Below are 25,413 nucleotides of genomic sequence, written 5' to 3' on the forward strand. Positions count from 1 at the left end.
CCAATTAAAACATATTTCTACAGTTTCATATGCTCAATCAGGAAACAAAGCATAAACCTTTATGTTGAAAAAACTAACAAAAATAATATAAAATATCTACTTGACAAGTTTCATTGAAGAATATAGAATTCATTACAGCACAATGTGATGCGATAAATAACATTTCTCATTAATTATTAAATGTTTGATTATTTAATCGCAAAAGTGTTGCAATTTTGGTAATTAACTATATATTAGAAAGCCTGCTGGTCACTTATATACGTGGAGAGGTTTATGAACTTTCATTTTTAAGTCTTATTTAAGCACTTACAATCGGCCGCAAAAGTGATGCTGCACATTCTAATTATATTTTTTAAAATTGAAATCGCATTCTTTTTGCATAAATAACAAATGCTGAATAAAAAGTTACTACATTCTAGAATCAAATGTGCTTTTATGAGAAATGGTATCCATCGTTTTTATCTTTGGTTTCAAATGTAAACATTTACAAAGGGGGAGAAATATTATGGAACCATCAGGTATCCAAATGGTTTCCGGGTTAATACTTGGGGTAATTGCACTAATTTTATTAGTTTTAAAGACAAAGATTCACGCATTTTTAGCACTAATCATTGCAGCTTCCATCGCAGGCCTTGTAGGGGGGATGGTCCCGGGCGATGTTGCTGCTGCTATCTCAGAAGGTTTTGGCAGTACGCTTGCATCTATCGGTATTGTCATTGGACTGGGCGTCATGATGGGACGCATTCTTGAAATTACCGGCGCCGCTGAAACACTGGCTTATTCATTAATTAAATTTGTCGGAAAGAAAAAAGAGGAATGGGCAATGGCGATTGCAGGGTATATCATTTCAATTCCAATATTTGTTGACTCTGCTTTCGTTATTTTAAATCCTTTAGTTAAAACGCTTTCTAGAAAAACAGGGAAATCTGTTATCTCCATCGGTGTTGCCTTAGCCGTTGGTCTCGTACTCACTCATACATTAGTACCTCCTACACCAGGGCCGTTAGGGGTAGCCGGCATTTTCGGAGTGGATATCGGTATTATGATTGCATTAGGGCTTACGCTGGCGATTCCGCTTATGATTGCAGGTGTTCTTTATGCAAAATGGTTAGGAAAAAGAATTTATCAGCTTCCTGATGATTCCGAAACAGGCTTCACAAGACCAGATCAGCATATGGGTTATCCAGAAATGGTTGAAGTCATTAACGAAAGAGCAAAAGATCTTCCGTCCTTTGGACGTTCATTCTTGCCCATTTTAATTCCTATTATTCTGATTTTCTTGAACACAACGCTGGATGCTTTAGAGTTAACAGAAGGTGTTTATGGAATTTTCATCTTCTTAGGTCAGCCGATTATTGCCGTTGCACTAGGTCTTATCGTTGCAATCTATGCGCTGGCAGGTAACCGCGGCCGGCTGAATACATTGGAGGAAATGGAAAAAGGAATCCAGGATGCGGGTATCATCCTGCTTGTTACCGGTGCCGGCGGTGCGCTCGGAAACGTATTACGTACAAGCGGAACAGGAGATTATATTGCCCAGCAAATTGCTGAACTGCCGCTGCCAGCTATTCTGATTCCGTTCTTCGTTTCGACAATGGTCCGTCTGGTTCAAGGAAGCGGAACAGTTGCTATGATTACAGCAGCATCCATTTCAGCACCGATTTTGGCACAAATGGATGTTAATATGGCACTAGCTGCTTCTGCTGCAGCACTTGGATCTTTAATTTTCTCTTACTTTAACGACAGTTTCTACTGGGTTGTGAACCGTATGTTAGGAATCAAGAACGTGAAAGAGCAAATCATGGTTTGGTCCGTACCAACTACAATCATGTGGTTTATAGGATTTATATGTCTTCTGATTGCTAACATGATTCTTTAAATATAATAAAATGAAGGGAAGGAGAAGTTATTTTCTCCCTCCCCTTTCGACAAACTTATCCCGATTTTTTTACCGTCCTGTCATAAACATAGTATTTTCTAATATGTTTAACGGCTTCCAAATAAAATCGGGATATTTTTTTCTGCCTGCTGGCATGGTAAAGTGCAAAAAACCAACCATTTGATTCTGTAAATGGTTGGTTTTTTGTTTAAATTTAAATAGAAGAATGAAAACCAAATTCAGCTGCTCCTGCTGCCTGCACCTTTTACAGTCCTGACACATTTCTACGCATCACCTTCATCGGACTGTTCTTCTTTAAATGATAATATCCAATAACAAAGTACATACTAGACCAGCTACAGCTACAATGGTTGAAAGTACCGTATAGGTTCCAAATGCTTCTTTTAAGGACATACCCAGAGATTCTTTAACCATCCAAAAACCAGCATCGTTTACATGAGAGGCAATGGCACTGCCTGCTCCGGTTGCCAGTGTAACGAGTTCCAAGTTAACGTCCGGGATTCCGGCAAGTGATGGAATAACTAACCCTGCAGTAGTTAATGTTGCAACTGTCCCCGAGCCTAAACAAATACGTAAAATCGCTGCAATCATCCAGGCAAAAAAGACAGGTGACATCATGGAACCTGCAAAGATATCTGCAACATAATCGCCGACACCTCCATCAATAAGCACCTGCTTTAACGCTCCGCCGCCACCGATGATCAGCAGCAGCATTCCTAATGCGTTAATCGCTGAAGAGCAGGAATCCATTAATTTTTTAACAGGAATATTTCTTCTTATTCCCATCGTATAAATTGCCAGTAATAAAGAAAGCGTCATAGCTGTTGAAGAATTACCAATGAAACGAATCACATTCATAAATAAATTATCGGAAATGCCCAAAGCTGGCTGAATCATATCAACAATCGCACCTAAAGCCATTAATATTACTGGAAATAATGCTGTAAATAAGCTAATTCCAAAACCAGGCGTTTCTTCTAATTTGAACGTTTTCTGGACACCAAACGATTCGCTGCCTTCTCTGGTAAATGCAGTCGGCACAATCTTTTGCGCAAGCTTTGGATATAAAATTCCTGCAATAATTACGGTCGGAATAGCAACAATAATGCCGTAAATTAAAACCAACCCAATATTTGCACCGTATTCTGAAGCTACCGCTGTTGGACCAGGATGCGGAGGCAAGAAAGCATGTGTTGCCAGCGCAGCTGTAACCATCGGCAATCCTAATTTCACGATAGAAATTTTTAACTCTTTTGCTATCGAGAATATAATTGGAACAAGTAATACAATGGCGACCTCCAGGAATAAGGCGATTCCAACGATAAACGAAGCAAATAGAACTGCCCATTGAATTCTTTTCTCACCAAATTTGTCAATCAACGTTATCGCAATTCGATTAGCCCCGCCGGAATCAGCAATAAGCCTTCCAAGCATAGCACCCATCCCAAAGATTAATCCTATGTGGCCAAGCGTTCCTCCCAATCCGTTCTCAATCGATTCAACAACTTCTCCCATAGGCATACCAAGTGCTAAAGCTACTATAAATGAAACAATAACCAATGAAACAAATGTATTTAATTTAAATTTCATAATAAAAATAAGTAATAAAAGTACCCCTAGTGCAACAATTAATAATGGCATCTGTCTGTCCCCCTGATGTAAGTTTTAGCAGTTCTATTTGTTTATGATAAAGATATTGTAATTTTTAATTCTCTATAAATGACATCATGATAAGCTTCTGCGGTATACGCTTTCAACAAAAATACAAATTTGTTTTTTCTCCTTGAATGAGAGTGCTTACAAACGAAATAGATTAAAATGGAAAGTCCATTTATTTTAATCCATGTTCCTCATTTGAAAATCAAATACCGCCGGAATATAGATTGAAGCAGAAACCTTCCCCTTCTGATATCAAAGATATAAATTCACAACACTTTTCTTTTTTACTGCCTGAAATAGTTTAGTTATTACTTTAATTGTTGTTTTTGGCAACAAAAAATATTTTATACTTTGTGTATATTATTGTCAAGAGAACAAACACTATTATTGTGTTGATTTTTGCGACAGTCTCTATTTTGTTAGAATTAATCGAAGAAATAAAAACAACCTGACACCGTTCAAATTTCCGGTGTCAGGCTGTTTCATTATCATTTGATTTTTTGTTTTTTCTTATTTACTCGGTTGAGCGGTTTTCATTCATCCTGGAGCTTTTCCATCAGTCTTCTTTTCCAATTAAATAATCTACATTTTCCGTATAGGTATTACCCGCATTCCACAACAGGAATTCATTAATATCATTTTCATATAATGCTTGGATTTGTGCTTCTACTTCTTCTTTGCCATATTCAAATGTCGGTCCGCTGTATAACCATGGCGCACTAAAATCCTGCAGCCATGGACGAGATACCGGCGGTTCATCCAAAGCACCCAAGACTTCATTTTCTACTTGAGAATATTCATCGACAAGAGCATATGGTTCTTCATCTGGATTGGAAAGTCCAAAATAAGGGCCCCAATGGCTTGGATAAATCATAGACGAAATAATATCTACATTCTCAGAGATTTTTGAGAAGTTTTGACCAATTCCCGGTGTTTCCTCTATCGTTGCCGCATACCCGAAAATATCAACGGATACATCAACATCATAATCGCTTAGTTCTTCACGGGCATAAGCAACAAAATCAGTCACTGCTTCGACACGCTTTTGAACATTATCCATATCTAAATCTGCATAATCCCCCATGGAATATTCTAAATCCTCATCTCTATTTTCAAAGCCCTCCGGATATCGAACATAGTCAAATTGTATTTCTTTAAAGCCCATTTCTGCAGCCATTTTAGCTATTTCTACATTGTATTCCCACACTTCTTTTTCAAAAGGATTGACAAATGCATGACCGCTGCCGTTTGTCCAAACTTCTCCATTTTCTTTAAAAGATAGATCAGGACGGGCTTCAGCTAAAATATTATCTTTAAAAACAACAATACGCGCTATTGGATAAATTTCTTCTTGCTCTAATCGTTCCATCATTGCAGCGGGGTCAGAAATAAATGTTGTTCCTATATCTTCATACACTGATCCTTCCTCAGGGGCAAATGTGATATGTCCGTAATCCTCTTTCACATCGATTACCATTGAATTTAAATCTGTGGAAGATACTAAATCTATTAAACTTTCCATTTTTTCTCCGCCGGCTGAATTACCAGTAACATAGATTCCCCGTACTGCATCCGGATATGTAAAATTATAATCAGATGTAATGACAAAGCGGCTAAACCGTTGGGAAGTATCTATTTCTTCTAAGCTCGTAGACCGCTCTTTATGTGATTTTGCTGCTACATCCGCGCCATCCTCTGCATGCACTTCATTTGCTTGCCCCAAACCGACAAATGCTGCACCGGCAACAACAAAAGCCGTTACCAGATTCCTCCATTTTTTCATCCAATCAATCTCCCATTTGAATATATTTTATTACTAGTATAAATGAATGAAGGGAGTTTTTAAAAGGAAAACTCGTAAAAAGTGGAAAAAAGTTTTATTTTGTAGGTAAATATACATCCATAAAAATATTGCTGGCTATTTTGTCGATTTTCTTATGTATAGGTCACTTGCAATTTGTTAAAAATAAACTTATAATAAACTTAATTTAATAGCAGAAGCATTGAAGAAGATATAGTACATCTTTCCCGCTGATTTAAGAGAGCTTGTGGTGCTGAAAACAAGTATCATGGGAAGGTGGAATTGGGCTTTGGAGCTTTATTTTACTAATGAAGTGATTCTATTTATAGAATAATCAGGGTGGCAACGCGGTTCATTCGTCCCTATTTTGGGAATGAGTGGGCTTTTTTTATTGCCTGGGAAATAATTCAACATTTACTCCTGATCCCTCAAGCCCACACAGCGGATATCTTTTCTGCTTGGAAATAAATAAATGAGGTGAAGACATTGCAAACTATTTTTTCAGGAATTCAGCCTAGCGGTACATTGACCCTAGGAAATTATTTAGGTGCGCTTCAACAATTCGTCGAATTACAGGATGAATACGATTGTTATTTCTGTATTGTTGATGAGCATGCAATCACTGTTCCACAAGATAGATTAGCGCTAAGAAAAAATATCAAATCATTAGCTGCACTTTATCTGGCTTCAGGAATCGACTCGAATAAGGTAACCCTGTTTGTCCAATCTGAAGTGCCCGCCCACACGCAATTAGCATGGATCTTGCAGTCCATTAACTATATCGGTGAACTGGAAAGAATGACACAATATAAGGATAAATCAAAAGGACAGGAAGCTGTGTCTTCTGCTTTATTGACTTACCCTACGCTTATGGCAGCCGATATTTTACTGTATAATACAAATGTCGTTCCTGTTGGGGATGACCAGAAGCAGCATCTGGAACTGACCCGTAATTTAGCACAACGCTTTAATCACCGCTTCAACGATATTTTTACAATTCCAGAAATTCGTATTCCAAAAGTTGGTGCACGGATTATGTCTTTACAGGATCCGACGAAAAAGATGAGCAAATCAGATACGAACCAAAAGGGATATATTTCCATGCTGGATGAACCAAAACAAATAGAAAAGAAAATCAAAAGTGCGGTTACCGATTCAGAAGGCATCGTGAAATTTGATAAAGAAAATAAACCAGGTGTCTCTAATTTATTAACCATCTATTCTGTTTGCACGGGAGATTCTATTGAAGCTCTGGAGGAAAAATATGCTGATAAAGGCTACGGAGATTTTAAACAGGGTGTAGCCAATGCAGTCATCAGTGTATTAGAACCGATCCAAGAAAAATATAAAGAATTAATCGACTCAGAAGAGCTGGATCTTATTCTGGATAAAGGAGCCGAAAAAGCTTCTATCACTGCTGGAAAGACATTAAAAAAAGCAAAAAAAGCGGTAGGATTAGGCAGAGTCAGAAAATAATGCTAAAAAACCAAGGAAACGATTTTTACCGTTTCCTTGGTTTTTTAATTTTGTTTCGATGTATTTTCTTCGGGCTCCATTTCAGCTTCCCACATTCGTTCCAGGAAAGCCTGTCCACGTATCAGTTTCCTGCAAAGTTCTTCATGCGCTTGACTCCAGCCGTCTTTTAAACCGTTATAAAGCGCCTCCCAAACCTCCTCTTCATCCATATATTTAATAGAAGGATATTTTTTAGGATTCCATTCTGTAAGCCAATATCTTAATTCTTGTTTATTATTTGTTGTTTTTAACTGATCTAATCCAATCATTAACAGCTGTTTAAGCTGACGTTCTTTCCTTGTCAGTCCATGAACAAAGGACGGCGGCATAGATAGCATATGGTATTCCTTTTGATAGCTTTCCTTTTTAAAGCCGTAAGTTTTTGGTTCTGCTTTTTCAATCATGCTGTACACTAATTGTTCCTGTCTGGGAATCAGCCTGCTTTTTCTAACTGGAATATAATACCCCGCTGTATCAAAAGCAAGTATTTCCATGCCATCTGTGACTACAGCTGCATATTCCAATACCGTTCTTTTTTGTCCTTTTCGTATCGTTGCTCTTTTATAGATACTATCGAGTAAATCTTTTGGAAGCTCACGAATATCGTTTTCAATGTATTCGAATAGTTCGCTCGATATGTACAGCAGCGGTACTTGATCTAATAATTCAACAGAATCAGATTTTCGCCATTCGTGGAAGGGGCATACATTATATCCGTTCTCTTCCCCTTCAAACCAATTTACCCAAGCGTCATGTAAATATAACATTTCCTAACCCCACCTTATCTGCCATTTATTATCTTTTAGTTCAAAAGAAAAATTTGATGCGTTATATCCTGATTACGTTCTATATCTTTTGAACTTGAAGGTTAAAATACATTATGACCATCTCTCATATTTTTATGCGAGATCACTTATTTTTCTACGCTAAAATGACGGAGGGAAATAAGAATCAGCAATAAACCTAAAGGAAGAAAATAACATTCCAACCGTCCTGCTATAAATGTAAAATAGTCAGCCCAGGTTAACCCGGCGGGGAGAAAATTGAAATATGCTATGATAGTAACACTTCCTGTAACTGTCATTCCAAATCCGACTAGAAATATAAAGAAAGAGCCCATCGTATCGCCTCACTTGCTTGTCCGTTTATATCATTCTATGTGCTTGTCCCACGGAAAATACAAGGTTTTTATTAACTCTAAAAAAAGCCTATCCCTAAAAAAGGGATAAGCTTCTTTTAACTATGCTTCATATTTTTTAAACACTAGTGCTACATTATGTCCGCCAAAACCTAATGAATTACTTACTACTGCATTCACTTCCTGCTTTCTGGCTTCATTTGGTACATAATCTAAATCACATTCCGGGTCCGGATGTTCATAATTAATAGTTGGAGGGACAATTCCATCAATGATTGCTTTAATGGAAATAATTGCTTCAATCGCCCCTGCAGCTCCTAATAAGTGACCGGTCATTGATTTCGTTGAGGAAATGGCTAAGCTGGACGCTTTTTCACCGAAGACGGTTTTAATTGCTTCTGTTTCATACTTATCATTCAAGTCTGTACTTGTCCCATGCGCATTCACATAATCAATATCATTGGAATCCAGCTTTGCGTCAGCAATTGCATGCTGCATCGCCCGGGCAGCGCCCTCCCCATTATCAGCAGGTGCTGTAATGTGGTATGCATCGCCTGTTGCTCCATAACCGACAATTTCTGCATAAATTTGTGCGCCGCGTTCTTTTGCGGATTCCAGTGATTCTAAAATCAGGATACCCGAACCTTCACCCATAACAAAACCATTTCTTTCTTTATCAAATGGGCGGCTTGCTTTCTTCGGATCATCGGTTGTACTTAATGCTTTTGCTGACGTAAATCCAGCAAATGCCATATTGCTGATTGGCGCTTCGGTACCGCCGGTAATCATTGCATCTGCATCGCCGCGTTGAATTGCTTTGAATGCATCTCCAATAGAGTTTGCGCCAGAAGAGCAGGCTGTTACTGTACAAGCATTAATACCTTTGGCTCCTAATTGAATAGACACTTGTCCCGCAGCCATATCCGGAATCATCATTGGCACAAAAAACGGGCTGACACGTTTCGCACCTTTCTCTAAAAACTTTGAATGCTGGTCCTCCCATGTCTTCATTCCTCCGATTCCAGAACCAATCCAGACACCGACGCGGTCAGCATTTTCATCTGTAATTTCTAATTTTGCATCGTCTACAGCCATTTTCGCTGCTGCCACAGCATATTGTGTAAAAGGATCCATCTTGCGGGCATCCTTTTTCTCCATATAAGCAGCCGGATCAAAATCTTTTATCTCGGCAGCTACTTTCGCTGTGAATTGTTCTTTATCTACTTTCGTAACGAAATCAACACCTGATTTCCCATTAATAATGCTTTCCCACATCGTAGAAACATCATTACCAACGGGAGTTACAGCCCCTAGTCCTGTTATTACAACTCTTTTTTCCACGATAGTAATCCTCCTTTAATTAGATAAAGCTTACCTGCCCCAGCGCATTGCAACCGCTCCCCAGGTTAAACCTCCTCCGAATCCTACTAATACGATTAAATCATTATCTTTTATTTTACCTTCTTTTACTGCTTCAGACAAAGCCATAGGAATCGAAGCAGAAGAATTATTTCCAAAACGCTCAATCGATTTCGCCATTTTATCCTCGGAAATACCTAATCGCTCTCTTGCCGCTTCCATAATCCGGATATTTGCCTGATGCGGAACAAGATAGTCCACATCTTCGCGAGATAATCCAATTTTTTCAACAACATGGATGGTAGACTCCGGCATTTGCCTCACAGCAAATTTAAAAACCTCTCTACCGTTCATGATGATATGATCTTCTTTATTTAAATAGAGTTCCTTCCCTCCGGCGCCATTTGCACCGAGTTCAAAGGACAGGATTCCTTTCCCTTCAGATACTTCACCAATGACCGCTGCTCCAGCACCGTCGCCAAATAAAACACATGTCGAACGGTCGGTCCAGTCTGTAATTTTAGACAGTTTTTCACTCCCGACAACAAGTACATTTTTATACGTACCTGTGGCGATGAATTGATTTGCTGTAATCACACCATACATAAATCCGGCACAAGCTGCTCCAACATCCATTGCTGCGGCATTTACAGCACCTAATTTATCTTGAATCAGGCAGGCAATGGATGGGAAAGCTGTATCCGGTGTTACTGTTGCTACCAGAATTAAATCAATATCTTCCGCTTTCACATTTGCATCTTTCAGCGCTTCTATGGATGCATGATACGCCATATCTGAAGTATCAATATCGTCTGTAGCCAGCCTTCTTTCATGAATTCCGGTTCTGGTTCGAATCCATTCATCGTTTGTATCAACGATTTTCTCCAAATCATGGTTGGTAACTACATTTGTAGGCAAATAATGGCCGGTCCCTAAAATACCGATACTCATTTAACCGCGCTCCCCTTCTATAATAACATTAATATCAAACATTATGACTTGGTACTAATTTTAAGATAAAATGAATTGGATAGCAAGTTACAATTTTACCTCTTCTTCATAACCAGGCTATCCAATTTCTTTTTTGATTTATTATATTTTTTGATTACTGCTTCGCCGCTCAATATTCATTTGGCAATAAACCTGTTTCAATGTACGCTTCGATGTCTTCCTCTACTTGAAGTCTTACCTCATCGGGGACAGCGGATTGAAATTCACCAAGTGATATAAAACCATCTTTAAAATCATAGGTATAAATTTTTCCTTCCAGCTCCTGCTGGTTAAATTCGTCTGCTGCTGCTTGATATAACTCTCCAATATGTTGAATCGTGCTTGTTAATACGGCATCCGGAGCAACATCCATTTGATCCATCATATATCCGATTCCATAAAGATTATCCTCTTCTGCCTCTTTCAAGACAGCTTCACTGAAAGCATCTCCAATCGGATACACAACATCTGCACCTTCTTGCTGCATGGCATTATAATTTTTCAACGCCAGTTCCACGTTATTCCAATCATTTGTATAATTGAATTTTATCTCTGCCTCATTGTTTACATAATTGACCCCTTCAAAGAATCCTTCAATCTCCGGCTGCCAAGCATTTGCCGCAATAATCCCTATCTGCTGGCTTTCTGTCATATTTCCAGCAACCATACCAGCAAAAAATCCCATGGCATGCCCATTAAAATTAAGAGAGGTTACATTTTCTCCGGACTCTCCTCCATTCACGTAAACAAAATGAACATCTGGATAACTTTCTGCCAATGACATAAAATATTCTCCATAAATATTACTGTGCCCGTAAATCAAATTCACACCATCTTGAACAAATTGGTCAACAGCTTCCTGCATATCATGCATCGTTTGTATATTTTCTTTATAATAAACATCTACATCATATTTTTCACCAATCTCCTCCATGGCCTGATATCCTTGCTCTGTCCAAGGGTTATTATCTATTTCTGAATCCGTTATAAACCCGACATTTTGTATTTGACCCGTCTCAAAATAAGAGCAAGCAGACAATGTACAAATCAAAAATAGAAGGATTGTTGGATAGTAGATATATTTCAACTTAGCACACCCATTTCATTACCGAAGTCGCTTATTAAATGTTTGTATTGTTTTTATTACTTCATCTATATCTCTATTTTCCAGCAGAACCTGCTTTTTTTCAACTTTTGTGTTTGTTAAGTTATCGTTAACAGAGATAATCTCTATTAATTTTGGCAAATGGGTCATTTTTATCCATTGCATCAATACATTTAAAAAATCTTTGATATAAATCGCTTTGTTTTGCCATTCTTTATCTGCAAAAGAAAGCAATCTGCCGTCTGCAATCAATCCATTTTCCTTCATTTCCATTCCTTCCCCAATAAGATAGGGAGCGGAAATCACCGTTGTGTCTGCATAATTTGATATCTTATGTCCGTTTGCATCGGTATATATCTGCAATATCCTTTTAGCATACTGCGGCAAATCCGTTATCTCGGAATGATGATTGATGATAATAGCCAAATCATATGGGCTTGTCACTTGATCCGTTTCTTGAAAATGACTGTTCCTGCCAAAAAAATCTTCCAGTCCAGAATCGATTTGATTATCCCGCTTTCCATTGACTTGACAGCCCGCATCTAATAACCCTGTTACTATATGGTAGCCGATCCAATGATTGTGGGGAGTAACGAATACACGCAAGGAAAACACTCCTTTATAGTCATATTCAGGTAAAGAACCATTAATTTTCATGATTTTTTTAAATTCTTTACAGCAACAAAAAGCTTTTCATGTTAAAATAGTATTTATGATATGCTTAGAAAAGGTAGTAAAGTGAGGTGGACTTATGCGTTTTATAGCAACTATTTTTTGGGCTGTAGCTATCTCTTTAGCAGTCTCTTATGTATTGACAAGCATGGGCGCAGCACCATTTATTGTTCGTGATGCACTGATTGTAGCGGGTATTTTTTCTATATTCGTTTTTGCTTTAGCTGGTCTGGTTTTGAAAGAAGACACTAAGTAGGTAAAACCCCTTGTCTTATTCTATGCGGCAAGGGGTTTCTATATTTCTAAAATGCCTTTTTAATTAAAGAAAACGTTCTATGCTTATCATTTTTAGCATATTTACATATAAGGACAGGCTAATAAATTGGAATGGACAAAATTGATTGTAGTTCTGCTTTGTTTATTTTAAGAAATAACTGTACAATCATAGAAGAAAAAATAAAGGAAGGTATAAAAACATGGACGCTTTAAGTAATTTATGGACACTAATCCAGTATTTTATTCTTGGTATTGTTCAAGGTGTCACCGAACCAATACCGGTATCCTCCAGCGGACACTTAATCATTGCCAGAGAGTTGTTTAATATTGAAGCAAGAGGGCTTTCTTTTGAAATCTTTGTTAACTTCGCTTCTCTCTTGGCTGTAATGCTGATTTACCGCAAAGATATTATACGTTTAATCGTCAGTACATGGAAGTTCTTATTCAAAGGAGATAAAACGGTCAAAAGCGACTTTATGTTTGTTGTTTATCTCGTCATCGCAACCATTCCTGTCGGGATTATCGGCGTGTTATTCGGAGATGCACTTGGCGAAACATTGAGCGGAACGAATGTAGTCGGGATTACTTTATTAATCACCGCTCTTGCTCTTTGGATTATCCGTAATCTCAGAGGACGCAAACAGGATGGAGATTTATCAACAAAAGATGCCATCATTGTGGGCTTGGTTCAATCAATTGCTGTCACGCCGGGAATCAGCAGATCCGGAGCGACTATCGTTGCTTCGATGCTTGTCGGCATGAAGAAGGAAACAGCTTTACGATTTTCTTTCCTGCTCTATATTCCGGTAAGTCTTGGTACAGGTATTCTTGAAATACCTGAAATCGCCAGAGACCCGGCAATGAGTTATCTATGGGCGCCTTATCTGGTGGCATTTATTACGTCCTTCATTGCCAGCTATTTTGCACTTAAATGGTTTATGAACGTGATGCGACACGGGAAACTGGAATATTTCGCATACTACTGTGTCATCGTCGGTATTCTTGTATTGATTTTTTTATAATAATCTATAAGTATAAACAAAGGCATCCGTTCTTTTTTAGACGGATGCCTTTGTTTATATTCTGCTCTCTTTTATCAATCTGGAATACCTAAGGCAATCTTCGCATAACGGGACATTTTATCTTTACCCCAAGGCGGATCCCAAACAATATTTGTTTTTGTTTCTTTTACTTCTGGAATATCTGATAAAGCATGCTTGATATCTGCCTCAATATGCGCAGATAAAGGACATCCCATTGCAGTCAATGTCATCGTAACTACACACAAGCCATCATCATCCAAATCTACATCATATATTAAACCAAGATTGACAATATCAATACCTAGTTCCGGATCAATAACGTTTTCTAATGCACCCATTAGATTCTCTTTCATCGCTTCATCCATACGTGTCATCCTCCTTTCCCTTGTTTCTATTAAATCATACTTTAACATGTAATTAAATCATTTTACAACAAATGCCGCTCAAACCAATTCGTTGCGCTGTGCATTGCCGGTACACTTACTTTATGCTCTCTGCCTTTTTCGCCAATAAATTGCAAATGGTCTTTCTTTTTATAAGCCTGCTTGGCTGTTTGATAAAAGGAGTGCGATTGTTCATAAGGAACTACTTTGTCATTTTCCCCATGCCAGAACATTAACGGACGTTCGTGAAGTGATTCCATGTGGGCAGATAAATCTAATTCAGCCAGGTGTTCAAACAGCTCATCCAAATCTTCTTGTGTAAATGGAGTCTTCTCATTCTTTTCAGCATACTGCAGTAATTGGTGCGCATATGCCTGCAGTTTAGGGGTTCCCATCATAACAGCCGCTGCGTTCACCCAGGAATATTTGACAAGCGCAGCACTTGTTGTAATGCCTCCCATGCTGGTCCCCGCTACACCTAATGCATTTTCTTTTAGAAGCTTATTTTCTAATAAGTATTTTCGGATTATTTCCAGCTCACGAATATTTTTTAACACGATTTCAAAAAAAGCAAGCTGCCGCTTTTCATCTGATAATCCGGCATTTCTTTCTCCATGATGCAACGCTTCTGGCAGAAGCACCCGAATTCCTTTTTCAGCAAGCATGTAGGCTATCGGTAAATTTTGCTCCTTCGCACTTGTAAAACCATGGTAATAAATAACCGTCGGCCGTTCTGTCCCACTATATTTTTGATCGACAACATGCAGGCAAGGTATTCCCTCGATTGGTTCCTGATAAATTCCTATCATTTCTGACACGCTTCCTTTCACTTATCAACGTACTATCTCTATTGTAAAGTTTTTGTAATATCTTTCGCAAACAATGCAGCTTTTGTTTAATTTTTCTTTACTTTACATATTTTCAAATCATGGTAACATAAAAATCAAATGAGAGGTGACAGAATGGAAAATAAAAACAGACACTTAATCGCATTGGATTTAGATGGTACGTTATTGACAGATGATAAAAAAATCAGTATTCGAAATAAGCAGGCGATATTTCAAGCAATAGAAGATGGCCATGTGGTTGTTATTGCCACCGGAAGACCCGGACGTGCCAGTATTCAATACTATCAGGAACTCCAATTAAAAACACCGATGGTAAACTTCAATGGAGCGCTTGTACACCATCCTCTGGATACCAGCTGGAAAGGTATTCACACGCCAATGCCCCTGACTACCGCACATCGGATTATTGATGTTTCCAACGAAGTCGAAGTAAAAAATATATTAGCTGAAGTTCAAGACCAAGTTTATTTAGATCAATACAGTGAAGATATTATGACTATCTTTCAAGATTTCCCCGAGCAATCACCATATATTATCGGCGATATTAAATCTAAATTAAAATATGACCCGACTTCCGTTCTTATTCATCCTAATGCTTCGCAGGTGGAGGAGCTGCGGGATCATTTAAATGATTACCATGCGGAAGTCATTGAGCATCGTAAATGGGGAGCTCCATGGAATATCATTGAAATTATCAAAAAAGGCATGAATAAAGCAGTCGGGCTAAAAGCTATTGCTGATGAATATCATATTGCCCGTGAAAATATTATTGCTTTTGGCGACGAGGACAATGATTTAGAGATGATTGACTATGCCGGCGTCGGTGTTTCGATGGGAAACGCGATTGACGAGCTTGTCTCTGTATCGAAGCACCAGACCTTAACAAATGAAGAAGATGGCATCAGTATATTTTTAGAAGAATATTTAAATCTTCATAAGAAAAACAGCCTTGTGTAACGGTTATTGAGAAGGAAGTCTGCAGCTAAAACATATGCAGCCTTCCTTTTCTTTATCTCTTTTCGATTTTCTGTTAATATAAACTTACGAACAATTAAATGAGGAGGTACTCATATGGCAGTACATATTTCCCCAACACCAAATCCAAATGCAATGAAATACACATCAGATAGTGTTATTTTTTCTGGGACAAACAGTATTTCTGTTATGCCCGGTGATGTTAGCGAGCATGAAATTTTAAATGAATTAATGAAACTGGAAGATGTTGATAACGTATTTGGCTATCAAAATTTTATTACAGTCAACAAACATTTTGACGCTGACTGGGAGAATATTAATCCCAAGGTGGAAGAAATATTTGTGAAATTCGGCTATTAAGAAAGAGGCTGGGAGCTCCCCAGCCTCTTTCTTGTTATTTAAAAAATCCCCGGAACCGCTTGTGGTCTAGCGAATCCGGGGATTTTAAATAATACTAGCAAAAAACAGCTTATTCTTCTGTATCTATCGGTACATAATTTGCGTTAATCTCATTATCATCTTCATCTTTTCCATACATTACGACGAATGGAGGCTCCTCATGACTAAGCGTATCTTCGGAGAACGTCTCCATGATTTGAAAGCTTTGAAAAGAACCTGCGTCTGCTTCTTCCAGCTCTACCGTTGTTTCCTCTTGAATGGTTTCTCCATCCTGTTCAACTCGATAGAAAAAAGCATTTCCATCTGTTCTTACCTGACCAACGATATGGAATTGTTCTCCATCTGCTGTAATGTCAATTTCCTGGAACATTACCGTACCTGTCGTTTCATTATTTTCATCCGGAGCACTCGGCTCAATGACTTCCTCATCTCTATTCCCACAGCCTGCCAATAGTACGAGCACAGCAATAACAGCATACCAACGTTTCATACATATACACACCTTTTTAATCTTTTCTAAAGAACCCATATACGCCAGCAGTTTCTACAATATTTGTAAATGCTTCTGGATCTACTTCATTGATAATTCTTTCTAAATCATATAATTCATATCTTGTTACAACGAGATACATGAGGCTTTTATCTGTTTTCGTATACGCTCCCTTTGCAGGCAAAATCGTAATCCCGCGAACCATCGTATCATGGATGGCTTTCTGCAGCTCGTCCGTTTTCTTAGTAACAATAAACGCGGTAACCTTTTCATAGCGTGTATGAATGGTGTCGATCACACGGGTTGTCACATAAAGCGTCAACATGGTGTATAAAGCATTTTCAGGTTCATACAAAACACCTGCAATAACAATAATCATGGAATTCATAATTAAAAAGTAGTTACCAATCGGTTTATCTTTCAGACGGGATAATATCATTGCCACAATATCCATACCGCCTGTAGAAGCACCTGCTTTTAATGTAATACCAACACCGACTCCTGCGATAACACCGCCAAATACAGCATTTAAAATGATATCATTCGAGATAGAAACAAGCGGTAAAATTTCTAAGAATAATGTGGAGAAAAATACTGATATTACACTGTAAACAGTAAATCCCTTTCCTACCTTTAACCATCCTAAAATCAAAACTGGAATATTTAAAAGAGCTAATAAAATACCTGTGGATAAGCCGATTCCTAAGAAATCATTAAAAATACTGGATAATAGCTGAGCCGCTCCCGTAAATCCACTGGCATAGACATTTGCACCGATAAGAAAGAAGTTTAAAGATGCAGCATTTAATAATGCTCCAAGTATAACTATACTTATCCTCTTAGCTTCAATATAAAACACAAAACAGCCTCCTTTATTAAATTTTTGACTAAATATTCAATTAAACGTAAACTTATAATTAAATCTTATTTAAATAGAAACGGATGTGATTAAAATGGCAATCACCATTCTGGCAGACAGCGCATGTGATTTATCCGAACATTATTATAACGAATATAGTATTGAAATGATACCATTAACTGTTCATCTTGAATCAAAAGATTATCGGGACAGTGTCGATATTAAACCGAAGACAATCTATAATGCGATGCGGGAAGGACAGACACCAAAAACATCGCAGGCATCAGCAAACCAGTTTAAAGAAATCTTCACTTCGTATGCGGAAGCTGGCAAGCCTCTACTCTATATCGCTTTTTCATCGGAATTATCCGGGACCTGCCAAGCAGCTAAAATGGTTGAACAAGAAATTAAAGAAAAATATCCTGAAGCAAAGCTGCACATTATTGATTCCAAATGTGCTTCACTGGGCCTCGGTCTAGTCGTGCTGGAAGCAGCTAAAATGGCTAAAAAGGATATCCCTTTTGATGAAATCATTCAGCAAACCGCTAAAAATGCCGCACAGATGGAGCATATATTCACTGTGGACAATTTAGAGTATTTATATCGCGGCGGCCGTGTCAGCAAGACAGCAGCCTTTGTCGGCGGCTTATTGAATATCAAACCTCTTCTGCATGTCGATGGAGGAAAGCTGATTCCTTTAGAAAAAATTCGCGGGACGAAGAAAGTGCTGAAGCGCATGATAGAGGTTATGGAAAAGCGGGGCAGCAATTTCCAAAATCAAACCATTGGAATCAGCCATGGGGATGATTTACCTCGCGCACAGGAGCTTTCCAAAATGATTCAGGATACGTTTCATGTCAAAGAAGAAAATATTATTATTGAAATGGTTGGTTCCGTGATTGGCGCGCATTCAGGTCCCGGCACGTTGGCTTTATTCTTCTACAACAAATAAAATATATACTTCGCTGCATGTACTGTATTGGAGGAAAAAATAGATTTGACGTTATCACAGCGTCAAATCTATTTTTTCTTCTTATTATTGAAAACGAATCAAGAAATATTTTTTCTTTCCTCTGCGGATAACCGTGAAAGCATCACCTAAACGGTCCGCTTCATCTACCACGTAATCCAAATCCTGAACACGTTCTCCGTTGATGTAGATAGCTCCATTTTTCACATCTTCTCTTGCCTGCCGCTTCGATGGAGAGATAGAAGCATCCACTAATAAATCGATTAAGCTGGAAGGTTCTTTCCCCGTATCATGATTGGGAACATCCTTAAACGCTTGTTCTACCTCATCTACTTTTAATTGTTTGATATCTCCGCTGAATAATGCCGCAGAAATTCGCTGCGCCTGATCCAAAGCTGCCTGGTCATGGATGCTGCGAGTCATTTCTTCTGCCAGCCGGCGTTGTGCTGCCCTTTTTTCCGGCTGTGTTTCTACTTCTTTTTCCAGCTCTGCAATTTCCTCATCAGATAAGAAAGTAAAGTATTTGATAAAACGAATCACATCGCGGTCATCGGCATTGATCCAAAACTGGTAAAATTCATATGGAGACGTTTTTTCAGCATCTAACCACACGGCATTCCCGGCCGTTTTTCCGAATTTTGTTCCATCTGCTGTTGTGATTAAAGGAACAGTTAAGCCAAATGCTTCAGCAGTTTCTCCTTGGTTTTCTCTGGAACGGCGGATAAGCTCTAACCCTGCTGTGATATTCCCCCACTGATCACTTCCGCCAATTTGTAATGTACAATTTTCTTCTTCGTATAATCGTAAAAAGTCTAGAGATTGCAGAATCATGTAGCTGAATTCAGTAAAAGTAATCCCTTGCGCGAGCCTTGCAGCAACTGAATCCTTGGACAGCATGTAATTGATTCCAAAATGCTTTCCTGCTCCGCGAAGGAAATCAATGATTGTCATATTTCCCAACCAATCATGGTTGTTGCGGGAGACAACTTGATTATCGCTGGAGGTATCATCCATATCTACAATTTTGGCAATTTGCTTTTGAATACTTTCCGTAAAACCAAAAACAACCTCTTCTGTATTCAAGCTGCGTTCACTTGAACGGCCGCTTGGATCGCCAATCATCCCGGTTCCCCCTCCGACTAAAGCAATCGGCTTATGTCCAGCCCGCTGAAACCTGCGCAGCATCGTTAAAGGAACTAAATGTCCAATATGCAAGCTGTCCGCTGTCGGGTCAAAACCGCAGTATAAGGTCACCTGATTATTTTCAAGATGTTTTTTTAATCCATCCCGATCTGTTACTTGATTTACTAATCCTCTGTTTTCTAAGTCTTGTAAGATATTCATATTATTTCCTCCTGCTTATTTGTATTTTCTTTTTACTGACAACGCCGGCTGTTCCCCACTTTTGGAGCATCCTTTTTTAGGAAAATAAAAAAACCCGCCTCCTCTCTGGTAAGAAAGGGACGAGTTGGATTCGCGGTACCACCCTTGTTGCTATTATAAAATAGCCGCTTAAGGTTTGTTAACGATGTTTGTCACCGTTCTTCTTATTATCAGCCTCCATGACGCGAATAATAAAAAGAAAAACTCCAGATTGTAATTCGCAAGTGAATGTATACTGACTCGCACCATCCGTCAGTTCTCTAAGACAGGGATTCACACTGCTACTTCGATCCTTCCATGTTTCTTTCATAAAAATTTAAATTCATATGATACTATTCATAGCATAAATACTCCTTCTATGCAAGCCTTTTTCCGTCTCACTACCAAACTGTATTTTCTCTATGTTATAATAAATGTTGAAATAGGAGGTCTAATGTCTATTATGAAAGAAAAACTGCAACGTTTTTTTAATACTGTTAAAGACTGGTGGAAAAAAGGTATCCTCCAGCAGGCATCACGAGTTACATACGACGTTGTTTGGAATATTGTATTATTTGTCATTGTCCTTGTCGGCATCGGCGGGATTTTTGCCGGCGGAATCGGGCTTGGGTACTTTGCCTCTCTGGTTTATGATGAGCCATTACGAAGTGAAGCATCCATGGCAGATGATATTTACAATTATTCGGAGACGTCGAGTATTTATTTTGCTAATGATGTCTACTTGGGAGATATCCGAAGTGATTTATATCGGGAAGAAGTAGGGCTCGATGATATCTCACCTACATTGCTTGACGCGGTTATCGCAACAGAGGATGAATATTTCCACGAACATAACGGTGTGGTGCCAAAAGCGATCTTAAGGGCGACGGCACAGGAATTTCTAAATTCCTCTGTCCAAACAGGAGGAAGCACACTGACACAGCAGCTGATCAAAAATCAAATTCTAACAGACGAAGTGTCCTTTGACCGGAAAGCCAAAGAAATATTATTAGCAATGCGGCTGGAAAATTATTTTACAAAAGATGAAATCATCGAAGCTTATTTAAATATTATTCCTTATGGCAGAAATTCATCCGGCCGTAATATTGCAGGTATACAGACAGCATCTAAAGGTATTTTCGGTGTAGAGGCATCTGAATTAACACTTCCTCAGGCTGCTTATCTGGCCGGGCTTCCGCAAGGCCCTTCTTCCTACACACCTTTTACAGCGGAAGGTGAACGAAAGTCTGAAGAAGAATTACAAGCTGGCATCAGCCGGATGAGAACTGTTTTAAACCGAATGCATGATATGGATTTTATATCGGATGAAGAACTCGAAGAAGCCGCCAATTATGATATTGCCAGCGACTTTATTGATGCGATTCCTTCTTCAACAGACGAATATCCATATGTCACTTATGAAGTAGAGAAACGGACCAAAGATATCATTCAAGGTTTATTAATGGAAGAAGACGGGGTTACTGAGGAAGATTTGGCAGAGGATGACGATCTGCGAGCTGAATATGCAGAGCGCACAGAAAGAGAATTGCGTGACGGCGGCTATCAAATCCATACAACGATTAATAAAGAAATCTATGATGCCATGGAAGAAGCTGCAGACAATTATTCAGATTATGGATACTCCAGAACGTTTACCGCTACAAACAGTGATGGAGAAGAATATGAAGTAACACAAGAAATTCAGACAGGCGCAATTATGGTCGAAAATAACAGCGGTAAAATTATCTCATTTATCGGCGGACGCGGATTTGATGAAGATCATCAGGTGAACTTCGCTACGGATACAAGACGCTCTATCGGCAGTACCATCAAGCCTTTGCTTGACTATGCTCCTGCGATGGAAGAAGGCGTTATTCAGCCGGGATCGCCTATTGCAGACTATCCGCGATCATTTGCTGGCGGATCATTTTCTCCAGGAAACTATGGGGGCGGTAATTATGGGCTGGTTTCTGCCCGTACCGCACTTGCCAATTCATATAATATTCCGGCTGCAGCCGTGTATATGGAAATAATAGATAATGATCCTGCTGCAGAATACTTGGAAAAGATGGGAATCACTTCTTTAACAGAAAGTGATCATGTTATTCCATCTCTATCTATAGGAGGCATGGATCACGGGATATCTGTAGAAGAAAATGTCAATGCTTTTGCCACCTTTGGCAATAACGGAAAGTTTGCAGATGCTTATATGATTGATAAAATCACGGACGCTGAAGGCGATGTGATTTATGAGCATGAAACAGACCCTGTGGAAGTATTCTCACCTGAAACAGCTTATCTGACAGTCGATATGATGCGGGATGTAATTGATAACGGGACAGGTCATTTCGTGAATTCCCAGCTTCAAAATACAAATGTCGACTGGGCTGGAAAAACGGGAACATCTCAGGATTATCATGATGCCTGGTTTGTTGCATCAAATCCAAATATTACCTTTGGGACGTGGATTGGCTATGAAACACCGGCATCCATTAACCATGAGTATCATCTGACGTACAGTCAGCGGAATATGAAGTTGTGGGCAGAGGTCATTAATGCCGCCGCGCAGGTAGACCCTGTCCTGGTAACACCGGAATCAACGTTTGAACGTCCGGACGGCATTGTAGAAAGAAGCTATTGTGCTGTTTCAGGAATGCTCCCATCCGATTTATGTGAAGATGCAGGTCTGGTAAAAACAGACTTATTTGATTCCCGTCATGTGCCGACTGAAGAGGATAATAGCTTAACCAGAGGCAGCAGACGCGTTTTAGAATCGGATGACGACGGCAGTTCCTTCAGCAGAAGCAACGGGATTATGTTCAACCCTGACTGGCTGAGAGAAAATGGTTATGATGAAATGGACGATTTTTCCATGCTCTATCCACGAACAGAAACAGATAAATGGCTGAGAATTGGCATACCAGCCAGTATGTCCTCATCCAGTTCAGACGATGACGATTAACAAATGATATAAATTTTAATAAAACTTCACTTTATAAGGGGTCCCCTGTTAGAGTGAAGTTTTTTGCTATCTGCAATAAGCTTTCTAACAATTATCAAAAAATACTAAAAAAACATAGTGATTTTCTGTATAATGGATAGTAAGAGCATTTTGTATCTCATAAAGGTGGTGGATGGATGAAACATATAAAGGAATTTGATTCAATCCTTTTAGAAACAGAGGCAGGTCTGCTGACAATTGAAGGCCCTGTTTCACGCTCCCAGTTAGAACAATATCATTTTCATGATGAATTAACCGCATTTCGGCCTGCTGACAAACAATTTGAAGCGCTTTTAGACATCGCAGAGCTGGAAGAGTCCAGAATTATCATTGCACGTACAACAGATACCATTATCGGCTATGTGACTTACCTGCATCCTGATCCATTGGAAAGATGGTCCAAGTTCAATATGGAGGATTTAATTGAATTAGGCGCCATTGAGATTATCCGGAAATATCGGGGAGGCGGCGTCGGGTCTACACTTCTCCGGCAATCCATGAAGGACCCTTACATGGAAAATTATATTGTCATTTCTACAGAATATTATTGGCATTGGGACCTGGATTACAGTCAATTAAGTATCTGGGATTATCGGAAAGTGATGGAAAAGATGATGGCAGCCGGAGGGCTTCTTCCAGCTCCTACAGATGAACCGGAGATAAACTCTCATCCGGCTAACTGCTTGATGGTCCGAATAGGAAGTAATGTGCCGCAAAAATCCATTGAGCGATTTGATAAATTGCGTTTTTTAGGTCCGAATCATTATTAACAGAGATATAACTGAAGGGGGATTCTACTATGCTAGTTGAAGAATTAATGAACAGGAATATGATAACGCTTCCACCAGGTGCAACGATTAATGAAGCACTGCAGCTGTTGGAAAAGCATAAAATCAGACATATCACGATTGTAGATGAAGCGATGCAGGTGCTTGGAATCGTTTCTGACCGCGATGTAAGAGATGCAAGCCCATCCACTTTTTTGGATACAAGTGATTTTCACATTCTTAACAAAGAAATTCAGACCATTATGACGAGTCCGGTGATTACGATTCATCCCATGGATTTCGTCGAAGAAATTGCTTATATTTTTTATGACAAAGAGATTGCCTGTTTACCAGTTGTCAGCCAAAATAAACTAGTTGGTGTCGTGACGGAAAAAGATATGCTTTATAAATTGATTCAATTGACCGGAACACATGAACAAAGCTCCCTTATTGAAGTAAAAGTACCGGACCAGCCGGGAGAACTGCCAAGGGTTGCCAGTGTGTTTGGCAATCACAACGTAAATATTGTTTCTGTCCTGCTCTATCCTTACAAAGACCCTGACTATAAAGTCCTTGTCTTCCGTGTTAAAACGTTAAATCCGATGCCTATTATCAATGAGCTTCGAGATGCCGGCTATACCCTGCTCTGGCCAAATAATATTATGGAGCCAAAGAAATGACGAAGCAGGCAGGCTTTATTTATACTTCTAATTTTTTAAATTATCAATTCTCAGAAGAGCATCCTTTTAATCACAAAAGGACCCTGCTGACGAAGGAACTGCTGGAAGCGCAGGCAACCTTAACAGCGGAGGATTTCATTGTACCTCGGGTTGCAACAGATGAAGAGATTGCTCTTTTTCATGATACGACCTATATTGAAGCGGTTAAAAGAGCCGGCAGCGGAGATTTAAAAGCAGACCGGGCACAGGAGTATGGCATAGGAACAGAAGATACACCTACTTTTCCAAATATGCATCAAGCTTCTTCTGCATTAGTCGGAGGCAGTCTCACTGCTATTGATAAAATATTAAACGGGGATTATAAAAAAATAACCAATATTGGCGGCGGGCTTCACCATGGGTTTCCTCGTAAAGCCTCCGGATTCTGCATTTATAATGATTGTGCGATTGCTATTAAATACTTGCGGGCACAGGAAGATTTGAAGGTACTTTATGTAGATACAGACGCACATCACGGGGACGGCGTGCAGGCTGGTTTCTATGATGATCCGAATGTATGCACCTTTTCTATACATGAAACAGGCCGTTACCTTTTCCCAGGTACGGGAAATGTAAATGAAAGAGGAATCAAAGGCGGACATGGCTATAGTTTTAATTTACCTATTGATGCCTTTACAGAGGATGATTCTTTCTTAGAATTATATGAAACAGCTTTACGGAAAATTGCCGCCTTCTTTAAACCAGATATTATCGTGACACAAAATGGAGCGGACAGCCACTTTCTCGATCCTTTAACACATTTGTGCGGAACAATGAAGATATATGAGAGAATCCCCTTGCTTGCCGCGGAAATTGCGGATACGTATTGTGATGGGCGATGGCTGGCTGTCAGCGGCGGAGGTTATGACATGTGGCGTGTTGTGCCGCGCGCATGGGGACAGGTATGGAATGTGATGAAAACAGGTAGCTACTGTGAAGGTCCCCTGCCTGAAAAATGGTTAAAAAAATGGCAAAAGGAGGCTCCGGTAGCACTTCCGGCAAACTGGCAGGACGCAGCCGATTCTTATCCAGTAATTCCTAGAAGGGCTGAAATCACAGAAAAAAACAAATTACTGTTAGAAGATATGCTTAAGTATACTGCGATTATTTGATTGTGATGGAGGTTAGATTTCTTCTTTTTCAAACCATCACTGTCTCTTATCAGCCATAGAAAAAGACAAA

General features: G+C 39.2%; 23 protein-coding genes and 2 other annotated features. Of the genes, 11 read left to right on the forward strand and 12 right to left on the reverse strand.

From position 1 onward, the window contains the following. Window positions 1-505 precede the first annotated feature (505 nt). On the forward strand, window positions 506-1,879 hold the full coding sequence (locus MKY65_RS16475) for a gluconate:H+ symporter (RefSeq protein WP_339178659.1): 1,374 nt from the start codon (window positions 506-508) through the stop codon (window positions 1,877-1,879). A 315-nt stretch (window positions 1,880-2,194) separates the two neighbouring features. Here MKY65_RS16475 and MKY65_RS16480 read toward each other — a convergent pair whose 3' ends face one another. After that, entirely contained in the window at window positions 2,195-3,541 is a 1,347-nt protein-coding gene (locus tag MKY65_RS16480) for a gluconate:H+ symporter (protein ID WP_339178661.1), read from the reverse strand. Between the two features lie 574 nt (window positions 3,542-4,115). Beyond that, complete coding sequence (locus MKY65_RS16485) at window positions 4,116-5,342, reverse strand: putative glycoside hydrolase (protein ID WP_339178662.1); 1,227 nt, start codon at window positions 5,340-5,342, stop codon at window positions 4,116-4,118. 211 nt (window positions 5,343-5,553) lie between these two features. Beyond that, window positions 5,554-5,727 (forward strand) — a binding site (T-box leader). A 119-nt stretch (window positions 5,728-5,846) separates the two neighbouring features. On the opposite strand from MKY65_RS16485, the gene trpS reads away from it, so the two are divergent. Then, window positions 5,847-6,836 carry a tryptophan--tRNA ligase gene (gene trpS / locus MKY65_RS16490; RefSeq protein ID WP_339178664.1) on the forward strand — a complete coding sequence of 330 codons (990 nt, stop codon included), beginning with the start codon at window positions 5,847-5,849 and terminating at the stop codon, window positions 6,834-6,836. 44 nt (window positions 6,837-6,880) lie between these two features. On the opposite strand, the gene MKY65_RS16495 is transcribed toward trpS, so the two are convergent. The 5 genes from MKY65_RS16495 to MKY65_RS16515 all read right to left on the reverse strand — a co-directional run bounded on the left by MKY65_RS16495 (window position 6,881) and on the right by MKY65_RS16515 (window position 12,073). After that, window positions 6,881-7,642 carry a YjbA family protein gene (locus tag MKY65_RS16495; protein ID WP_339178667.1) on the reverse strand — a complete coding sequence of 254 codons (762 nt, stop codon included), beginning with the start codon at window positions 7,640-7,642 and terminating at the stop codon, window positions 6,881-6,883. Window positions 7,643-8,115: 473 nt separating this feature from the next. Beyond that, on the reverse strand, window positions 8,116-9,357 hold the full coding sequence (gene fabF, locus MKY65_RS16500) for a beta-ketoacyl-ACP synthase II (RefSeq protein WP_339185281.1): 1,242 nt from the start codon (window positions 9,355-9,357) through the stop codon (window positions 8,116-8,118). A gap of 27 nt (window positions 9,358-9,384) precedes the next feature. Further along, the gene (locus MKY65_RS16505) at window positions 9,385-10,323 is read right to left on the reverse strand and encodes a beta-ketoacyl-ACP synthase III (RefSeq protein ID WP_339178669.1); all 939 of its coding nucleotides are present in this window, start codon (window positions 10,321-10,323) and stop codon (window positions 9,385-9,387) included. Window positions 10,324-10,492: 169 nt separating this feature from the next. Then, the gene (locus MKY65_RS16510; protein WP_339178671.1) at window positions 10,493-11,449 is read right to left on the reverse strand and encodes a BMP family ABC transporter substrate-binding protein; all 957 of its coding nucleotides are present in this window, start codon (window positions 11,447-11,449) and stop codon (window positions 10,493-10,495) included. A gap of 18 nt (window positions 11,450-11,467) precedes the next feature. After that, complete coding sequence (locus tag MKY65_RS16515; protein ID WP_339178672.1) at window positions 11,468-12,073, reverse strand: hypothetical protein; 606 nt, start codon at window positions 12,071-12,073, stop codon at window positions 11,468-11,470. A gap of 145 nt (window positions 12,074-12,218) precedes the next feature. Between MKY65_RS16515 and MKY65_RS16520 the strand changes: the two genes are divergently transcribed. Then, window positions 12,219-12,395 (forward strand): DUF2929 family protein, encoded by a 177-nt coding sequence (locus tag MKY65_RS16520; protein WP_084613006.1) that lies wholly within the window; start codon window positions 12,219-12,221, stop codon window positions 12,393-12,395. 220 nt (window positions 12,396-12,615) lie between these two features. Beyond that, window positions 12,616-13,437 carry an undecaprenyl-diphosphate phosphatase gene (locus tag MKY65_RS16525; RefSeq protein WP_339178677.1) on the forward strand — a complete coding sequence of 274 codons (822 nt, stop codon included), beginning with the start codon at window positions 12,616-12,618 and terminating at the stop codon, window positions 13,435-13,437. A 74-nt stretch (window positions 13,438-13,511) separates the two neighbouring features. Here MKY65_RS16525 and MKY65_RS16530 read toward each other — a convergent pair whose 3' ends face one another. Both MKY65_RS16530 and yjfP read right to left on the reverse strand, forming a co-directional pair. After that, window positions 13,512-13,823: a metal-sulfur cluster assembly factor gene (locus MKY65_RS16530; protein ID WP_040979684.1), complete on the reverse strand. Its 312-nt coding sequence runs from the start codon at window positions 13,821-13,823 to the stop codon at window positions 13,512-13,514. Window positions 13,824-13,885: 62 nt separating this feature from the next. Then, window positions 13,886-14,650, reverse strand: a complete 765-nt coding sequence (gene yjfP / locus MKY65_RS16535) for an esterase (protein ID WP_339178681.1) — start codon at window positions 14,648-14,650, stop codon at window positions 13,886-13,888. A 153-nt stretch (window positions 14,651-14,803) separates the two neighbouring features. On the opposite strand from yjfP, the gene MKY65_RS16540 reads away from it, so the two are divergent. Both MKY65_RS16540 and MKY65_RS16545 read left to right on the forward strand, forming a co-directional pair. Beyond that, window positions 14,804-15,646, forward strand: coding sequence for a Cof-type HAD-IIB family hydrolase (locus MKY65_RS16540; protein ID WP_339178683.1), 843 nt, complete (start codon window positions 14,804-14,806; stop codon window positions 15,644-15,646). Window positions 15,647-15,760: 114 nt separating this feature from the next. Next, entirely contained in the window at window positions 15,761-16,024 is a 264-nt protein-coding gene (locus MKY65_RS16545) for a NifU N-terminal domain-containing protein (protein ID WP_042535487.1), read from the forward strand. 109 nt (window positions 16,025-16,133) lie between these two features. Here the strand turns inward: MKY65_RS16545 and MKY65_RS16550 are convergent, their stop codons facing one another. Beyond that, window positions 16,134-16,553 carry a hypothetical protein gene (locus MKY65_RS16550; RefSeq protein ID WP_339178686.1) on the reverse strand — a complete coding sequence of 140 codons (420 nt, stop codon included), beginning with the start codon at window positions 16,551-16,553 and terminating at the stop codon, window positions 16,134-16,136. Between the two features lie 16 nt (window positions 16,554-16,569). Continuing rightward, a complete protein-coding gene (locus MKY65_RS16555; RefSeq protein ID WP_332093798.1) occupies window positions 16,570-17,412 on the reverse strand; it encodes a YitT family protein in 843 nt (280 codons plus the stop codon). Window positions 17,413-17,506: 94 nt separating this feature from the next. Here MKY65_RS16555 and MKY65_RS16560 point away from each other — a divergent pair, with 94 nt between their 5' ends. After that, window positions 17,507-18,364: a DegV family protein gene (locus MKY65_RS16560; RefSeq protein WP_339178690.1), complete on the forward strand. Its 858-nt coding sequence runs from the start codon at window positions 17,507-17,509 to the stop codon at window positions 18,362-18,364. 84 nt (window positions 18,365-18,448) lie between these two features. Here MKY65_RS16560 and tyrS read toward each other — a convergent pair whose 3' ends face one another. Continuing rightward, window positions 18,449-19,726, reverse strand: a complete 1,278-nt coding sequence (tyrS, locus tag MKY65_RS16565; protein ID WP_339178693.1) for a tyrosine--tRNA ligase — start codon at window positions 19,724-19,726, stop codon at window positions 18,449-18,451. Window positions 19,727-19,838: 112 nt separating this feature from the next. Beyond that, window positions 19,839-20,072 (reverse strand) — a binding site (T-box leader). A gap of 126 nt (window positions 20,073-20,198) precedes the next feature. Between tyrS and MKY65_RS16570 the strand changes: the two genes are divergently transcribed. The 4 genes from MKY65_RS16570 to MKY65_RS16585 all read left to right on the forward strand — a co-directional run bounded on the left by MKY65_RS16570 (window position 20,199) and on the right by MKY65_RS16585 (window position 25,343). After that, the gene (locus MKY65_RS16570) at window positions 20,199-22,706 is read left to right on the forward strand and encodes a transglycosylase domain-containing protein (RefSeq protein ID WP_339178695.1); all 2,508 of its coding nucleotides are present in this window, start codon (window positions 20,199-20,201) and stop codon (window positions 22,704-22,706) included. 176 nt (window positions 22,707-22,882) lie between these two features. After that, window positions 22,883-23,515: a GNAT family N-acetyltransferase gene (locus MKY65_RS16575; protein WP_339178698.1), complete on the forward strand. Its 633-nt coding sequence runs from the start codon at window positions 22,883-22,885 to the stop codon at window positions 23,513-23,515. A gap of 29 nt (window positions 23,516-23,544) precedes the next feature. After that, the gene (locus MKY65_RS16580) at window positions 23,545-24,192 is read left to right on the forward strand and encodes an acetoin utilization AcuB family protein (RefSeq protein WP_339178699.1); all 648 of its coding nucleotides are present in this window, start codon (window positions 23,545-23,547) and stop codon (window positions 24,190-24,192) included. Continuing rightward, entirely contained in the window at window positions 24,189-25,343 is a 1,155-nt protein-coding gene (locus tag MKY65_RS16585; protein ID WP_339178701.1) for an acetoin utilization protein AcuC, read from the forward strand. Before MKY65_RS16580 ends, MKY65_RS16585 begins: the two co-directional genes overlap by 4 nt. The last annotated feature ends 70 nt before the right edge of the window (window positions 25,344-25,413 follow it).

The organism is Oceanobacillus sp. FSL W7-1293 (genome assembly GCF_037969815.1).
Classification (GTDB): domain Bacteria; phylum Bacillota; class Bacilli; order Bacillales; family Amphibacillaceae; genus Oceanobacillus; species Oceanobacillus oncorhynchi.

Bases quoted from the DNA above. Each gene is read 5' to 3' on its own strand.
- MKY65_RS16475 (WP_339178659.1), top strand. From the start codon at position 506: ATGGAACCATCAGGTATCCAAATGGTTTCCGGGTTAATACTTGGGGTA.
- MKY65_RS16480 (WP_339178661.1), bottom strand. From the start codon at position 3,541: ATGCCATTATTAATTGTTGCACTAGGGGTACTTTTATTACTTATTTTT.
- MKY65_RS16485 (WP_339178662.1), bottom strand. From the start codon at position 5,342: ATGAAAAAATGGAGGAATCTGGTAACGGCTTTTGTTGTTGCCGGTGCA.
- MKY65_RS16495 (WP_339178667.1), bottom strand. From the start codon at position 7,642: ATGTTATATTTACATGACGCTTGGGTAAATTGGTTTGAAGGGGAAGAG.
- MKY65_RS16505 (WP_339178669.1), bottom strand. From the start codon at position 10,323: ATGAGTATCGGTATTTTAGGGACCGGCCATTATTTGCCTACAAATGTA.
- MKY65_RS16520 (WP_084613006.1), top strand. From the start codon at position 12,219: ATGCGTTTTATAGCAACTATTTTTTGGGCTGTAGCTATCTCTTTAGCA.
- MKY65_RS16525 (WP_339178677.1), top strand. From the start codon at position 12,616: ATGGACGCTTTAAGTAATTTATGGACACTAATCCAGTATTTTATTCTT.
- MKY65_RS16530 (WP_040979684.1), bottom strand. From the start codon at position 13,823: ATGGATGAAGCGATGAAAGAGAATCTAATGGGTGCATTAGAAAACGTT.
- yjfP (WP_339178681.1), bottom strand. From the start codon at position 14,650: ATGATAGGAATTTATCAGGAACCAATCGAGGGAATACCTTGCCTGCAT.
- MKY65_RS16540 (WP_339178683.1), top strand. From the start codon at position 14,804: ATGGAAAATAAAAACAGACACTTAATCGCATTGGATTTAGATGGTACG.
- MKY65_RS16545 (WP_042535487.1), top strand. From the start codon at position 15,761: ATGGCAGTACATATTTCCCCAACACCAAATCCAAATGCAATGAAATAC.
- MKY65_RS16550 (WP_339178686.1), bottom strand. From the start codon at position 16,553: ATGAAACGTTGGTATGCTGTTATTGCTGTGCTCGTACTATTGGCAGGC.
- MKY65_RS16560 (WP_339178690.1), top strand. From the start codon at position 17,507: ATGGCAATCACCATTCTGGCAGACAGCGCATGTGATTTATCCGAACAT.
- tyrS (WP_339178693.1), bottom strand. From the start codon at position 19,726: ATGAATATCTTACAAGACTTAGAAAACAGAGGATTAGTAAATCAAGTA.
- MKY65_RS16570 (WP_339178695.1), top strand. From the start codon at position 20,199: ATGTCTATTATGAAAGAAAAACTGCAACGTTTTTTTAATACTGTTAAA.
- MKY65_RS16575 (WP_339178698.1), top strand. From the start codon at position 22,883: ATGAAACATATAAAGGAATTTGATTCAATCCTTTTAGAAACAGAGGCA.
- MKY65_RS16580 (WP_339178699.1), top strand. From the start codon at position 23,545: ATGCTAGTTGAAGAATTAATGAACAGGAATATGATAACGCTTCCACCA.
- MKY65_RS16585 (WP_339178701.1), top strand. From the start codon at position 24,189: ATGACGAAGCAGGCAGGCTTTATTTATACTTCTAATTTTTTAAATTAT.